Genomic DNA, 14,328 nt, shown 5'->3' on the forward strand with positions numbered 1-14,328 from the left:
TTTGCGACACTACCAATGCAAATCCCCAGAGCTTTTCCACTCCCGGCGGTTTGCACCCTTAATTTTCATATTGTACCGTTAATTAGCATACTGTGCCCTTAATTGCCGTACGGTCTGAGTTGTGGATAAGTGTCGACCTATTGGGGCGGGAGATTTAGGTGGCCAACAAGCGTCTTGCGAAACATCGTGCAGCGGTTCTTCGGCCGATCCTGGAGCTTGAGAAGAGGGGCGAGCCGATCAGCGCTGCTATTGGTGACGCCGCTTGGGAACTCGGCTTGGCGAAAAGCCACACATGGTCACTCTACCGACGTCTTAGAGAGAACGATGCACGTGCCACGGCGTTGGAGTTGGACCGTCGCGGGCCGAAACCGGGGTCGAAACGGATCGCGCAAGACGTCGAAATCATCATCGATGAGAGTCTGCAGCGTTACTATCTGGTTCGCGAGCGCTCGAGCTTTCTTCGCATCTGGCGTGAGATCCGTGCCGAGTGCGAGGCGAAAGGATTTCAACCCCCGACCCGGAAAACGGTCAAGGCCCGACTCGACGCGATGGATCAGCGAGAGGTCATCCGGAAACGGCGCGGGGCAGAGGAGGCTGACAAGGTCTTTGCCGCGCGTCCTGGCCGACTTGAAGTTTCAGCCCCGCTGGAAGTCGTTCAGATCGATCATACAACTTCGGACATCACGTTGGTCGATCACGTCAATCGACGGCCGCTTGCGCGCCCCTATCTGACGGTGGCCATCGACGTCGCGAGCCGGATCGTTCTCGGGGTCCATGTCACTTTCGATGAGCCATCTGTCTTGTCGATCGCCTTGTGTCTCGATCACTGTGTGCGCCGGAAATCGGTGCACGTCCCTGGAACACTGGAAGAGGTGATTTGGCCGACGGCCGGCATTCCTAAGGCGATCCACGTCGACAATGCGCAGGAGTTCCACAGTGACGCCTTTAGAATGGCCTGCGAAGATTGGGGCATTACTGTCGAGTATCGTCCGCTTGGCGGCAAACACTATGGCGGTCATGTCGAACGGCTGATCGGAACGACCATGGGTGCCGTTCATGTGCTGCCCGGGACTACGCATTCCTCAATCGTCGAGAAGGGCGACTATGACAGTGAGAAGCATGCGGCCCTGACACTGACCGAGTTCGAGGATTGGCTTCATCTGGAAATCTGTCGCTATCACAATACGGTTCACCAAGCTCTTGGGAGAACGCCGCTTGCGGCTTGGGCGGACATGGGCGGTGATACCGCCGGACGGCAGGTTGTAGATGTCGATGCCTTTCGGATAAGCTTCATGCCGTTCGAGTGGCGCCAGCTCGGCCGCACCGGTATCACGCTCTTCGGGGTCTATTACTGGAGTGATGTCTTCGCGTCATTGGTTGGACGCGGGCAGGGCAAGGTACAGGTGAAATACGATCCGCGAGACCTGTCGCAGGTCTGGGTCATCGCCAGTGATGGCCGCGTGATCCCGGCGCGCTACCGGGACCTCAGCCACCCGCGAATATCGCTTTGGGAAAGCCGGCGGGCGCGGAAAGAGTGGCAGGAAAAACATGGTGGCCGGATCAACGAGCGGATCCTATTCCAATTGATTGACGCGCAACGGCGGCTGGCTGAGGCGGCGCGCCAAAAGACGCGGACTGCCCGGTTGGACATCGAAAGAGAAGCGCGGCTGCCCCGGCACCAACCAAGCCGTGATCCGTCGCGCGAAATGTTCGCGATCGACACGGGCAATCCTGATCTGCCAACCTATGAGATTGATGAGTTCAATGACCCCAGACGAAAGAATTGACCGTATCCGCGGCGACCATTGGATCGCGTTTGACCGTGCCACGATCGTTCTCAACCGATTGACATCCCTGATGGAAATGCCGCAGCAAAGCCGGATGCCGGGGCTGATGGTTTATGGAAGTTCCGGTATCGGCAAGACAATGATCGCCAAGCGCATGGCGAGTAAATACCCGACACAGTACAACGCCGAACTGGGCGCCACGAAGACACCCATACTGCTGGTTCAGGCGCCGCCCGCGCCGGATGAAAGACGGTTCTATCAGCACATCCTGGCAACGATCGGGGCGCCGATGTGGGGCCGGCATACCGTATCCGAGCTCGAGGTGCGCGCGCTCAGTCATCTTCGGGACATGGACCTTAGGATGTTGATGATCGACGAGGTGCACAATTTGCTTGCTGGCAGCTATCGGGAGCAACGCCGATTCCTGAACATGCTCCGGTTCCTCGCCAACGATCTCTGTGCCTCGCTCGTCGTCTTCGGTGTGAACGAAGCCCTGGAAGCGGTTCGAGGAGACGACCAGCTGGCCCGACGTCTGGACGAACACTATCTGCCGCTTTGGGAAGATGATGTGGAGTTCTCCCGGCTAATCCAGACACTGATTGCCGCGATGGCGCTCGAACAGCGGTCAGGCCTGACAGTGGCGTCGCTACGGACGATCCTGAAAGTGACCGGCGGTGTCACCTCGCGCGTGTTCATCATGATCAAGTCCCTGGCTATCGATGCGATCGAGACCGGTGAGGAGCGGATCACGGACGAAGCAGTTCAGGCCTGGCAGCCGGTTTGGACGAAGCACGCCTGGAACATCCCTCGCCAGCCTGCCGCCGCATTCGGGTGAACGTCAAATCGTTACCGTTCCGGCCACCGCCGTCACGCGATGAGCTTCTGTCCAGCTGGATTGGGCGACTGGCGAAGGCCAATCATTGTTCGGTTGAAGAGCTTTGCGGCTATCTGGGGTTGGGGCGGGGCAGGGTGCCGGAAGGTATCAACGATCTCGGACAGATAGACTGGCTTCGCCTCTGCTCGGCAGTTCAACGGACCCGGCATGAGATTGCGGCCATGACCCTTCCGGATGCGACGCATCACGGTGTGCAATATGTGTCGCGGCATGACTTCCAATACTGCCCGCGTTGTGTCGCGAAATCACCCGATCTGGCCCTCCGCCATTGGCGCTTGGCGTGGTCGATGACATGCGAAACCTGCGGTCAAACACTCGCGGCCAAGTATTCGGCCAACGATGTATCAGGCAGACTTCGTGCTCGAGCTGCACGCGGCGCGGAAGCTCTGAAGACGGCTGCCGCCACAACCGATCCCAGACGGTTGCGCCGGATCGGTATGACCCTGCAAGTCATGTCGGTGCTAAAGATCGGGCATCTATGGTCGCTCACCTCCGTGAGCGAGCGCGAAAGGCTCCTGGCACTTGCTGCGGTCGATATCGGCACGACCCGTCCCTTGTTGGGAGCTACCATCATCCTGCGCGGAAACGACCGGGGAGCCCGGGAGTTGCGCCGCGCCTTTCCTCAACATCGTCGGGTGATTGAGCAGGCCCGTGGGTTGTCGCAGGACCTTGGCCAGCGGTTTCCTGGGCGGCGGAAAACAGAGCATCCGACCAGGAAGACGCATGGAACGAGCCCCCCAAGTGCATCCGTGAGCGCTCTGCAGGCAGCTCGTCAGGCCATATCCGAACTTGGCGCCGGCGCAAACCGTGAAGCGCTTCTGACCCGCGCCGATGCAATCTGGAAAAGCTCAGATGGTGTCAAATCCTGAGGCGTGAAGCCTGTGGAAATATTGTAATTAAGGGTACAAAAACGCCCTGAATCCGCAGATTCTGATTTATTAGGGTACAGTGACAACATCGTTCGACGCAGAGGCATGTCCCGAGAGGCCGTGCAGATGAGGATCGATTGGTTGCCGATATGATCGAGTTGGCCAGGCAATATGGCCGATACGGCTATCGTCGGATTGCGGTTTTGCTCAGAGAGGCGGGTTGGTCGGTCAGTGATGGCCGTGTCGAACGGCTATGGCGGCGAGAGGGGCTGAAGGTTCCAGCAAAGCAACCAAAGAAGGGACGGCTCTGGCTGAACGATGGATCATGCGTGCGGCTGCGGCCCGAGTATCGGAACCATGTCTGGTCCTATGACTTCGTTCACTGCCGGACAGATGATGGCAAGGTCTTCCGAACGCTGAACGTCTTGGATGAGCACAGCCGGGAATGTCTGGCGATCAAAGTGAAGCGCAAGCTGAACTCGACAGACGTGATCGACGTTCTTACGGACCTGTTTATCCTGCGTGGCGCTCCCGCCTTCATCCGGTCTGACAACGTCCTATGTCGGGAAAATCTGGCTACTTAGGTCAGCAGGTCCTGGGGCATTTGGTACTCCAGATGCCCTGTTAAGGTTGCCCAGACGGGCTCTGCCGTCAAGAAATGATCTCTTCCATAGCAAACACAGGGTACGCGCGGCGGCGGCCCTCACCGTCCTCAATACGAGATCCCAAATCCCAAGCAGAAGGCCCGAACATTATCTACGAGGTCAGATGGCTGCCTCCACGGCTCATGTCAGAGAGAGGTCCTTCCGCCTGGGCTCGCCCCTTCGAAGAAGGGGCGATAAGGTTCGCCGTGTTTGACCACGGCGTGTACGGTGCGTGCCATCTTGGCCGCGATCGCGGTGTAGGCTTTGCGGCGCAGATGCGCATTGTGTCGATCCTTCGAGATGTAGCGCTCGAACTTGTCGCGGAAGCTGTTGGTCCGCTTCAGTACCGCGGTCTGACCAGCCATCCAGAGCGTGCGGCGCAACCGGGCATTGCCGTACTTCGAGATCCGGCTCTGGCCGCGGAACATGCCGGACTGCATCGTGGCGAGGTCCATGCCACAGAACTTCAGGAACTGCCGATGATGCCGGAACCGACGCAGGTCACCGGCCTCGGCCAGGATGGTCATGGCGTTGATTGGGCCGATGCCGGGAATGGTCGTCAGCAGCTGATAGTCGGGCAGATCCGACAGCAACTCGACGGCCCGTGCCTCAATCACATCGCGCTGTCGGATCAGGCTGCGACCTTCGGCCAGTACCAAGCGGAACATGCGGATTGCATCGGAGTCGGAATGCACTGGCAGTCCGACTGAACTGACCGCAGTGGCGTAAATATCTGAAAGCAGACGCTCTTTGGAGACCTTGCGGCCAACGACCCCCCAAGCGTCAGCTATGAAGGCCTCTTGGCTCATGACCGTGATCAGATGTGGCGATGGATACTTCTCGAGGAACGCCAGGAACCAATCGGTCCGCGAGCTTCGGTGAAATCGCTCGGCCTCGGGAAAGTACAGCGGTAGGTAATGCGTCAGGATGCGGTGCCACAACTCGGTCTTCGAGCGCGAAACGATCTCGTGGGTTTTGGAGAGCTCCTGAATGTCGGCGGTCCCGGTCACCAGCGGATCGTGAAAGAACTGAACGGCGCCGATCTCCAGCATGTGCAGGATGACCTGGGCGTCCTTCGGATCGTTCTTGTCCCAGCTGTTGTGCAGGGCCTCTCGCGTTCGCGCCAGACCGACGGAGGACACGAGCTTTAGGTCGAACCCGGCCTGTCCGAGATGGTGAGCCAAGACACGGTGATAATTGCCGGTCGCTTCGAACCCGATCCGCACCGGTAGGTCGTAGCTGGTGAGAGTGGTGGCCAAGCGCTGGAAATCTTCCAGTGTGTTTGTAATCGTCAGCCGACGGCGGCGCTTCTTGCCGGGAATGCTGATCAGCACCTCATGCCGATGCTTGGAAATGTCGATGGCGACCAACACGGTCGCGATGGTAGAATTGGTGACGGTCATAGCCGGTCTCCTCAGGTGTGGTTATGCAAAACCACTGTTGAGACCTGAGACCCGGTTATGGCCACCCGCTGCGCTATTTGGGGGCTGCGCGCGTGGCCATAACCTAAAAAAGCGCTTCTTCCCGACGTGCTATGGTCCCGAGTTCGTTGCGCAGGCGGTCCGGGACTGGATCGCCGCCGTCGGCTCTCAGACAGCCTACATTGAGCCAGGATCGCCTTGGGAAAACGGATACTGCGAAAGCTTTAACGGGCGGATGAGGGACGAACTTCTCAACGGAGAGATCTTCTACACCCTGCGGGAAGCACAGATCGTCATCGAAGACTGGAGGAAGCACTACAACACCAAACGACCCCACAGTGCATTGGGCTACCGCCCGCCGGCCCCCGAAACCATCATCCCCATGGAACCCAGGCCGATCATGCACTAACAATCAATCTGGACCAGTCAGATGAGGCTGCTCAACACCGGCTGCGTTCAATGCGCCGATCTGACGATCAAGGGATTGTCCGTGGCTGGACACTCTGGCGTAACCAATAAGCATGTTTTGAGGCTATCAGATCCAAGATATATGCACCGGAAATATGCAACTGTTTAACAGCCTTGTTTTCATAGCATGAAGTGACTGGTGCAAATATCATGATATTTGCACACTGTCAGCGCGAGTACGGTCTTTTTCGCTGTCGTTTTTCACAAATAAGTTCAGCATCCGGTCACACACGGTTCAGTGAGCCTCACAGCACGGAAATCGTTGTTCTTGCACAGGAGGCCGCTAAGGAGCCTAATCTGTGCCTTCGATTGGGTGGTCTATCCACTCAAAGCAGCACTATTGAGCCTGACCAAATCCCGAAGGAAATCAGCGACCAGGCGAACGCGACGGGACTGGGCAAGATCGGACTGGGTTACGAGCCAGGTCGACTGGTCGATCCCGAGGTCGGAATCAAGGCAGATCAGATCATGGGACCGGGCCAGAAAATGTGGCAGGACGGCGTGAGGCAGAAGCCGGGTTAGCCGGCCAGCCGCGCGCGCACCGGCCGGGGGATGTCCTCCGGCCTGCCTCCGTTGTCCAGGCCGATCGCCGCCTGCCAGACCTCTTTTGCCCGCAGCATTGGCGTCTCGCGCGCGGTGATCGCGGTGCCGTCCGGCAGGAGCAGGGCGGCGTCCCAATCCGCGTCCTCCAGATCGCGCCATTCGACGTTGAGATGCACCTCGGCATGGCGAAAGAGGTTGCGCAAAGCCCGCGGCGGCAGGGTGGCGGCAAGAGTGATCTCGGCGTCGCGGGCCTCGGTGGAGGGGTACAACGGCTGCGCTATGCCCGTGCGTGCGCCTTCAATGAGGCGGGCGAGGAGCCGGGCGTGATAGCTGACGTGGGCCACGAGGTGGGCGCGGGTCCAGCCGTTGCGGAGCGAGGGGCCATAAAGGTCCGCATCGTTCAACTCGTTGAGCTTGCGCGCAAAGTAGGCGGTGCCGCGGCGCGCCAGCAAGAGGTCGTCATGCGGTGCGGTCTCGGCGTCGTAGCGGGCGCCGCCGCCCTGGCGGGCGCGCAGCGCATCGCGGGCGGCGGTGTCCGCGGCGTGGCCGGTCATTGCCCGTCCACCATGGTGCGCATGAAGTTGAGCCGCTCGATGATCGGCGCGTCGGAGAAGCGGAACAGGTCGAACGGCGTCTCCGCCTGCAGCGACCAGCCGACCCAGGAGGGCACCACGAAGATATCGCCCTTCTCCAGCTTGCGGGTCTCGCCGCCCAGCACCACCGCGCCCGAGCCCTCGAAGACCTGGAAGACCGAGGAGCCGACCTCCTGCCAAAGGGGCGTCTCGGTGCCGGCGCGCAGCCGGTGGAACTCGCAGCGGATGGTCGGCATCACGTCGCCGCCGGTGGTCGGGTTGGTGTAGCGCACCGCCGCGTGGCCGAGACCCACCGTGGCGGGCTGGCCTTCGTCTTCCAGCAGCAACTGCTCGGTCAGGGCGCGGTCGGTGTGCTCCCAGCGGTAGGCGCCGATCGGCGACGATACCGTATCTTGCAGGCCGGACAGAGGCCGCAGGCCGGGGTGGCACCAGAGCCGCTCGCCCCGGCTGTAGTTCGGCGTGGCATTGTCGGTGACCCGCTCGGCGCCGAACTCGAAGAAGCCCACGTCCATCTGCTGGCTGAACGGGATATCCAGCCCGTCGATCCAGGCCATCGGCTCGGTGGCGACGTTGTGGTGGCCGTGGAAGGCCCAGCCTGGCGTCAGCAGCAGGTCGCCGCGCGACATGCGCACCGGGTCGCCATTGACCACGGTCCAGACGCCCTCGCCCTCGACCACGAAGCGGAAGGCGTTCTGGGAATGGCGGTGCTCGGGGGCGTTCTCGCCGGGCAAGAGGTATTGGATGGCGCACCACAGCGTCGGTGTGCAATAGGCGTGCGGCGCGAGACCGGGATTGGCGAGGCCGATGGCCCGGCGCTCGCCGCCACGGCCCACCGGCACCAGGTCGCCGGATTGCTCGGCCATGGGCAGCAGGTCGGCCCATTTCCAGACATGAGGTTGTGCCTTGGGCTTGGGGTGCCCGGGCATGAGGTTTCCGGTCTGGGTCCAGAGCGGATTCATGTGGTTGTCCTCGAAGCCCTTGTAGAGCGCGCGCAGTTCCGGCGTGTCTTCGGGTTGCATGGCGTTGTCCATGGCGGTCTCCTTTTGGTTTGGTCAGGCGGCGTCGGGCTGGTTCGGCGGCGCGGCGTCGCGGAAGGCGGGCAGCTGGTCCAATTCTCCGAAGATACGGGCAATAGTGGGCCAGTTTTCGAGCGCAATGTCGAAGCGCTTGTTGTTCCAGACCTGCGCATAGAGGCAGAGATCAGCCAGCGACGGCTGGTCGCCATGACAGTAGCGGCCCGTCTCGGAACTGTCCGCAAGCGCGATTTCCAACGCGCCAAAGGTGAGCGTCACCCAGTGGATGAACCATTCCTTCTGCTTGGCCTCGTCAGCACCGAACTCATCGCGCAGGTAGAACAGCACCCGCAGGTTGTTGAGCGGATGCACCTCCAGCGCGATCATCTGCGCCAGCGCCCGGACCCGTACCCGGCCGTCGGCATCGGCGGGCAGAAGCGCGGGTTCCGGGTGGGTTTCCTCAAGCCATTCGATGATGGCCAGAGATTGGGTCAGGTGGCTGCCGTCCTCGCGCTCCAGCGTCGGCACGAGGCCTTGCGGATTGCGCCTGAGGTAGTCCGGTCGCCGCGTCTCCCCGTCGCGCAGCACGTAGGGGACATAGTCGTAATCGAGCCCCTTGTAGTTCAACGCGGCACGCAGCCGAGTTGATGTGGACGACCGGAAGAAGTTGTGCAGCTTCAGGGTCATTCTTTCGGCCCGATTTTCGTGGTCAGATCGCCCAGCCCCTCGATCGAGACGACGCAGGTGTCGCCCTCAACCAAGGGCCCGACACCCGCAGGCGTGCCGGTCATGATCAGGTCGCCCGGGCGTAGCTCCATCGAGTGCGACAGGATCGAGATCATCTCGGGGATCGACCAGATCAGCTCGGAGAGATCGGCCTCCTGCTTGACCTCGCCGTTGACGGTCAGCCGGATGAAGCCCTTGGACGGGTGACCCGCCTTCGCCACCGGATGCACCGGCGCGATCGGGGCGGACAGATCGAAGCCCTTGCCGAGATCCCACGGCCGGCCCTGTTCGCGCGCCTTCAGCTGCAGGTCGCGGCGGGTCAGGTCGTTGCCGACGGCGTAGCCCCAGACGTGATCCAGCGCGTCTTCCTCGGCGATGTTCTTTCCGCCTGTGCCGATCACCGCGACCAGCTCGGCCTCGTAGTGGAAGTTCTCGGTCTGGGGCGGATAGGGGATGGTCGCTTCATCCTCGACCACAGCGTCGGCGGGCTTGAGGAAGAAGAACGGCGGATCGCGGTCCGGGTCCTTACCCATCTCGACGGCGTGGGCGGCGTAGTTGCGCCCGATGCAGAAGATGCGGCGGACCGGGATGCGCGCGTCGCTGTCGGCGATGGCGACGGTCGACACGGGGGCGGGGGTGAAAGCGTAGGTCATGGGTTTTCCTTTCGTTTTGAGCGTGAGGGCGTCTCAGCTCTGTTCGTTTTCCGGCAGCGGGCGGGCAGTGGCGCGATCCGACCGGGCGGTGACCCAGAGAATTGCGAGCACCGCGAAACCTGCCGCATTGATCCACAACGTCTGTGCCCCGCCAACACCCGGCGGCAGCAAGAGCGCAACCCCGGCCAAACCAATGAGCACCCGCCGCCCCTGCCCTGCCGGGCCATGGAACCAGCCGACGAACGCGGCCGAGATCGCATAGACCCCGATGACGGCGGTGGTGACGGCCACGACGATTTCCATCGGGTCGCCGATCAGGAGCAGCGCCGGCGAGAAGACGAAGAGGAAGGGCACGATATAGGCGGTCCAGCCGAAGCGCATGGATTCCCAGGCGGTGGCCATGGGCGAGGCCTTGGCGATGGCGGCGGCAAAGAAGGCGCCGATGCCGATGGGCGGCGTCACCATCGACATCATGCCGAGGTAGAAGATAAACAGATGCGCCGCAATCGGCTCGACGCCGGACTGCACCAGCGAAGGCGCGATCAGCACGGCGAGCAGCAGGTAGACGCCCACGGTGGGCATGCCCATCCCGAGGATCAGGCAGACCACGGCTGAGATCAGCAGCAGCACGAAGACATTGCCCTGGCCCAGGTCGACCAGCGCGAAGGTGGCCGCGAAGCCCAGGCCGGTGACGTTCAGCACGCCAATGATAAAGCCCGCCGCCGCCGAGATCATGATGATCTGGGTGATCGACTTGCCCGCCTCGACCGCCGAAGCCCAAAGGTCGCGCAGCACCATGCGGGTCTTGCCGTAGCCCACGGTCAGCCCAATCGTGAGCGCCGCGGCCCCGCCCCAGAGCGCCGCCGTCTCGGCCGGCTGGTTGAACCAGAAGAGCGCGGTAACAATGGCCGCGAAAGGCAGGATGAAGACCCAGCCGCGTGACATGACCGCGCCGGTTTTCGGCGCGTCCTTAACGTCGAGCGGCTTGATCCCCTGTTTCGCCGCCTGAAGGTCGGCCTGCACGAAGAGCGCCACGTAGTAGAGCAGCGCGGGCACGATGGCGGCGACGACGATCTCGGCATAGGGTTTCTGCAGGATGTCGGCCATTAGGAAGGCCACGGCGCCCATCACGGGCGGCGCGATCTGGCCGCCGGTGGAGGCGACGGCCTCGACCGCGCCTGCGGTGGTGCGGCGAAAGCCCGACTGGATCATCAGCTTGATGGTGACGACGCCGGTGGCGACGATGTTCGACACCACCACGCCGGAGATCGAGCCGAAAAGGCCCGAGGCGACGATTGAGATCTTGGCCGCGCCGCCGCGCTTGTGGCCCATGGTGGACATGGCGATGTCGTTGAAGAAGTCCGCCCCGCCGGAGCGCAGCAGCAGCTGGCCGAAGAAGACGAAGGCCACGACGACCGTCGCCGCGACGTTGAGCGTGAGGCCCAGCAGCCCGTTGGGATCGAAGGCCAAATAGACGGCCAGCCGCTGCGGTGCGACCTCGCGGGTTTGCAGCGCGCCCGGCACCAGGTGGCCGATCATGCCGTAGCCGACGATGACCAGAACCACGATCACCAGCGTCCAGCCGACCGAGCGGCGCAGGCCCTCGAGCACCAGCAGGAACAATGCCCCGCCAACCAGCAATGCATCCCAAGGCAGTGACATCGCCTGCGACACGAGGCTCGGATAGGCTACCATCACGTAGAGCGAGAGGCCAAGGCCCAGCGCCGAGAGCACCCAGTCGAGCGTCGTGGCGGCACCGGAGCGCTTCCGGTCCGTGTCAACGCCAGTGACGAGGAAGATGATCGCCAGGCTCAGCCCCAGCACCAGCGCCAGGAATTGTTCGGTGTAGTAGGAATATCCAAGCCGCGACGGCAGGCTCGCGGCCTGTGCCATTGCGACGATCGTCAATATACCGGCCAGAGCGCTGACAACGATGCCCTTTGCGCCCGAGGCCTGGGGGGAAGTCACGTCCTGTTCCACAGCATGCCCTTTCCGTTGAGGGACGGGGCGGTCGGGCCGCCCCGGCATTACGTTACTCGTCCGAGGTCATCTCGACGCCGCGGTCCTCGAAGAAGGCCACCGCGCCCGGATGGTATTCTACGCCCGGGAATTGCTTGAACGCGGTCTCGAGGTTCAGCGCGAGAAGCGGCGGATAGGCGGCACCAATGGCTTCGCGTTGCTCGAACAGCACCGTCAGCAGCGCCTGCACCTGCTCCTCGGACACGTGCGCCCCGGCGACGAGGACGTTGTCCCAGGTCACGAACATCATCGGCTCGCCCACGCCCACGCGGACCGGGGCCGGGGTGACCTCCGAGAAGTAGAACGCAGGCCGCACCTCGCGTATCTTCTCCAGCGTCTCGTCGTTGGCATCGATACTCAGGAAGCGGACACCGCCGACGGAGGCGTCGACCTCGGCCACCTTGGGACCGCCCACGGCAAAGAAGGCGCTGTCGACCCGGCCCGAGGCCATGTCGTCGGAACCGCGGATCAGTTCCGGCACCGGCACCTGGTCTACATCGTCCCAGCCGATCCCGCCTGCGGCGAGGATGGCCGTGATGTGGGGCCGCGCGATCGGGAAGGCGTCCCAGCCCGAGGGCACGCTGCGGCCTTCGAGGTCCGCGACCGAGGTCAGGCCCGAGCTTTCCTTGACATAGAGTCCCACCGGAAACGGGTTGACCCGCGCCACGATACGCAGGTTGGGCATCGGGCTGTCATAGTCGCCAGAGCCTTCGACCGCGGTGATCACGTCGTTCACGTCATTGAGCGAGAACTCGGCCAGCGCCTCGTTCACCGCCTGCATCATTTGCGCGTTGCCGCCATAGGGCTGCACCACCAGGCGCATGCCGGCGCTCTTGCGCGCCTCGCCGGAAATGACCGAGGCCATTGTGTTCCAGACCGAACCTTGCGGCGGCGTGGAAAAGGATTGCACCTGCGCCTGGGCTGCGGGGGCGAGGCCGGCGGCCAGCAGCGCGGCGGCGGCGAATGTCTTGATCGGTGTCATGTGGTTTCCTCCCTGGATAAGTGGTTCAGGCGGTGGTTTCCGGATTGCGGATCAGTGCCTGGCGGTCGATCTTGCCCGTGCCCGTCTTGGGCAGGTCGGGCAGATAGTCGAAGAGACGCGGTGCTTTGTAGGGCGTTAGGTGCGTCTTGATGTGGTCGCGCAGCCGCTTGGTCTGGGCCTCGTCACCCGTACGGCCCTGTACGAGGCTGACGATGGCGCGCAGCGCGGTGCGCTTGTCGTCCAGTTGCTCGGCCAGCACCGCGCATTCGTTGACGTCCGGGTGCTCGTTCAGGCAGCGCTCGACCTCGAGCGGCCAGACCCACTGGCCCGAGACCTTGACCAGGTCGTCGGCGCGGCCCTGGAAGTAGTAGAAGCCGTCCTTCTCGACGAAACGGTCGCCGGTGTAGATCCAGTCGCCGCGCATGGTGTCGCGGGTCTTGTCGGGGCGGTTCCAGTAGGTCGGCGCCGAGGAATGCCCGCGCACGAACATCACGCCTTCCTCGCCCGGCTCGGCGGGTTTGCCCTCGGGCGTCTCCAGCCGCACTTCATAACCCGGCACCCGCGCGCCGGCCGCGCCCAGACGGTGATCGTCGAGCCGGTTGCTCAGGTAGATGTGCAGCATTTCGGTCGAGCCGAGACCTTCGGTGGGGCCGTGGCCGACCTTGGCGTTCCAGGCGGTATAGACGTCTTCCGACAGGATCTCGGCCGCCGACATCGACTGGCGCAGCGAGGTGAGATCGCGGGTGTCGATATCAGGGGCGCGGCAGAGCGCCGTGTAGAGCGTCGGCAGACCGAAGAGCACCGTGGGACGATAGGCCTCGATGGCATTCAGCACCGCCTCGGGGCGCGGCTGGTCGGGGACCAGCAGCGTGGTGGCGCCGACGGCAAAGGGGAAGACCAGCGAATTGCCGAAGCCATAGGCGAAATAGGCCTTGGGCACGGAATAGCAGATGTCGTCTTCGTCCAGTTTCAGCACATGGGCGCCGAAGCTGTCCTGGATATAGGCCACGTCGTGATGCAGGTGCACGATGCCCTTGGGCCGCCCGGTCGAGCCCGAGGAATACATCCAGAAGGCCATGTCGTCGGGCCCAGTATCGGCGGCGTCGAGCGTCGTTGCGGTGCCGTCAAGGAATGCATCTGCCTCGGTCGCGTTGGCGACGTCGGCAGCGCCGTTGGCGATGATCAGCGTCTCGAGTTGGGTGTCCGCAAGCGTTTCCGCATCGAAGACCTTCGCCAGATCCGCCTCGACAAGGGCGAAGCGCGCGCCGCTGTCCTTCAGGAAGTAGTTCAGCACGTCCGGCTTGGTCTGGATGTTCAGGAGCACCGGCACGAAGCCTGCCCTGACAGCGCCGTAGAACGCCGCCGGATAGACCGGCGTGTCGTCGAGGAAGAACGCGATCCGCTCGCCGCGAGCCAGCCCGGCGCGGGCGAAGGCGTTGCCCCAGCGCGCCGCCTCGGCGATCAATTCACTGTAGCTGAGGCTGCCCTTCGGGCCGGTGACGGCGGTCTTGTCGGGGTTGCGAGCAAGGTTCTGCCAGAGAACCTGGGAACAATTGCGATGCTGCGCCTTGTCGAAACCGATTTCCCGGGCACCCGCTGCATCCGGTGCAACCGGGTCCGTGAGCGTGGTGGTCTGGGTCACATCCTGTGACATGATATCTTCCTCCTTCGGCCGGGGTCCCGCGCGGGGACCTCGCTGGCCGCGATGTTCGTGC

Annotated in this window: 12 protein-coding genes and 2 pseudogenes; 5 read left to right on the top strand and 9 right to left on the bottom strand. The window is 62.8% G+C overall.

Annotated elements, in window-relative coordinates:
* The first annotated feature begins 158 nt into the window (after positions 1–158).
* The 4 genes and pseudogenes from A8B82_RS12835 to A8B82_RS12850 form a co-directional block, all read left to right on the top strand.
* Positions 159–1,787 (top strand): Mu transposase C-terminal domain-containing protein, encoded by a 1,629-nt coding sequence (locus A8B82_RS12835; RefSeq protein WP_082899296.1) that lies wholly within the window; start codon positions 159–161, stop codon positions 1,785–1,787.
* The gene (locus A8B82_RS12840; protein ID WP_235604691.1) at positions 1,765–2,622 is read left to right on the top strand and encodes a TniB family NTP-binding protein; all 858 of its coding nucleotides are present in this window, start codon (positions 1,765–1,767) and stop codon (positions 2,620–2,622) included. Before A8B82_RS12835 ends, A8B82_RS12840 begins: the two co-directional genes overlap by 23 nt.
* The gene (locus A8B82_RS23600; protein ID WP_161489459.1) at positions 2,568–3,551 is read left to right on the top strand and encodes a TniQ family protein; all 984 of its coding nucleotides are present in this window, start codon (positions 2,568–2,570) and stop codon (positions 3,549–3,551) included. Before A8B82_RS12840 ends, A8B82_RS23600 begins: the two co-directional genes overlap by 55 nt.
* 83 nt (positions 3,552–3,634) lie before the next feature.
* Positions 3,635–4,105, top strand: a pseudogene (locus A8B82_RS12850) (IS3 family transposase); the annotation flags it as partial.
* A gap of 236 nt (positions 4,106–4,341) precedes the next feature.
* Here A8B82_RS12850 and A8B82_RS12855 read toward each other — a convergent pair.
* Entirely contained in the window at positions 4,342–5,598 is a 1,257-nt protein-coding gene (locus A8B82_RS12855; RefSeq protein WP_067293022.1) for an IS110 family transposase, read from the bottom strand.
* A gap of 133 nt (positions 5,599–5,731) precedes the next feature.
* Between A8B82_RS12855 and A8B82_RS12860 the strand changes: the two are divergent.
* Positions 5,732–6,025 (top strand): annotated as a pseudogene (locus A8B82_RS12860) (integrase core domain-containing protein); the annotation flags it as partial.
* Positions 6,026–6,028: 3 nt separating this feature from the next.
* On the opposite strand, the gene A8B82_RS24530 reads toward A8B82_RS12860, so the two are convergent.
* The 8 genes from A8B82_RS24530 to A8B82_RS12900 form a co-directional block, all read right to left on the bottom strand.
* Positions 6,029–6,139, bottom strand: a complete 111-nt coding sequence (locus A8B82_RS24530) for a recombinase family protein (RefSeq protein ID WP_235604692.1) — start codon at positions 6,137–6,139, stop codon at positions 6,029–6,031.
* 463 nt (positions 6,140–6,602) lie between these two features.
* Positions 6,603–7,181 carry a maleylpyruvate isomerase N-terminal domain-containing protein gene (locus A8B82_RS12870; protein WP_067293028.1) on the bottom strand — a complete coding sequence of 193 codons (579 nt, stop codon included), beginning with the start codon at positions 7,179–7,181 and terminating at the stop codon, positions 6,603–6,605.
* A complete protein-coding gene (locus A8B82_RS12875) occupies positions 7,178–8,251 on the bottom strand; it encodes a cupin domain-containing protein (RefSeq protein WP_067293031.1) in 1,074 nt (357 codons plus the stop codon). Before A8B82_RS12875 ends, A8B82_RS12870 begins: the two co-directional genes overlap by 4 nt.
* Before the next feature lie 21 nt (positions 8,252–8,272).
* Positions 8,273–8,920 carry a maleylacetoacetate isomerase gene (gene maiA, locus A8B82_RS12880; protein WP_067293034.1) on the bottom strand — a complete coding sequence of 216 codons (648 nt, stop codon included), beginning with the start codon at positions 8,918–8,920 and terminating at the stop codon, positions 8,273–8,275.
* Positions 8,917–9,612: a fumarylacetoacetate hydrolase family protein gene (locus tag A8B82_RS12885; protein WP_067293037.1), complete on the bottom strand. Its 696-nt coding sequence runs from the start codon at positions 9,610–9,612 to the stop codon at positions 8,917–8,919. Before A8B82_RS12885 ends, maiA begins: the two co-directional genes overlap by 4 nt.
* Positions 9,613–9,645: 33 nt before the next feature.
* Positions 9,646–11,592 (bottom strand): TRAP transporter permease, encoded by a 1,947-nt coding sequence (locus A8B82_RS12890; protein ID WP_067293040.1) that lies wholly within the window; start codon positions 11,590–11,592, stop codon positions 9,646–9,648.
* A gap of 52 nt (positions 11,593–11,644) precedes the next feature.
* Positions 11,645–12,613 (bottom strand): TAXI family TRAP transporter solute-binding subunit, encoded by a 969-nt coding sequence (locus A8B82_RS12895; protein WP_082899299.1) that lies wholly within the window; start codon positions 12,611–12,613, stop codon positions 11,645–11,647.
* Positions 12,614–12,638: 25 nt separating this feature from the next.
* Positions 12,639–14,267: a benzoate-CoA ligase family protein gene (locus A8B82_RS12900; protein ID WP_067293043.1), complete on the bottom strand. Its 1,629-nt coding sequence runs from the start codon at positions 14,265–14,267 to the stop codon at positions 12,639–12,641.
* Positions 14,268–14,328 lie beyond the last annotated feature (61 nt).

The sequence above is a fragment of the Sulfitobacter sp. EhC04 genome (assembly GCF_001650875.1).
Taxonomy (GTDB): Bacteria; Pseudomonadota; Alphaproteobacteria; order Rhodobacterales; family Rhodobacteraceae; genus Sulfitobacter.

Excerpts from the sequence above, each read along its gene's own strand:
- A8B82_RS12885 (WP_067293037.1), bottom strand. The coding sequence starts at position 9,612 with ATGACCTACGCTTTCACCCCCGCCCCCGTGTCGACCGTCGCCATCGCC.
- A8B82_RS12895 (WP_082899299.1), bottom strand. The coding sequence starts at position 12,613 with ATGACACCGATCAAGACATTCGCCGCCGCCGCGCTGCTGGCCGCCGGC.
- A8B82_RS12840 (WP_235604691.1), top strand. The coding sequence starts at position 1,765 with ATGACCCCAGACGAAAGAATTGACCGTATCCGCGGCGACCATTGGATC.
- A8B82_RS12855 (WP_067293022.1), bottom strand. The coding sequence starts at position 5,598 with ATGACCGTCACCAATTCTACCATCGCGACCGTGTTGGTCGCCATCGAC.
- A8B82_RS12900 (WP_067293043.1), bottom strand. The coding sequence starts at position 14,267 with ATGTCACAGGATGTGACCCAGACCACCACGCTCACGGACCCGGTTGCA.
- A8B82_RS24530 (WP_235604692.1), bottom strand. The coding sequence starts at position 6,139 with ATGCTTATTGGTTACGCCAGAGTGTCCAGCCACGGACAATCCCTTGAT.
- A8B82_RS12870 (WP_067293028.1), bottom strand. The coding sequence starts at position 7,181 with ATGACCGGCCACGCCGCGGACACCGCCGCCCGCGATGCGCTGCGCGCC.
- A8B82_RS12875 (WP_067293031.1), bottom strand. The coding sequence starts at position 8,251 with ATGGACAACGCCATGCAACCCGAAGACACGCCGGAACTGCGCGCGCTC.
- maiA (WP_067293034.1), bottom strand. The coding sequence starts at position 8,920 with ATGACCCTGAAGCTGCACAACTTCTTCCGGTCGTCCACATCAACTCGG.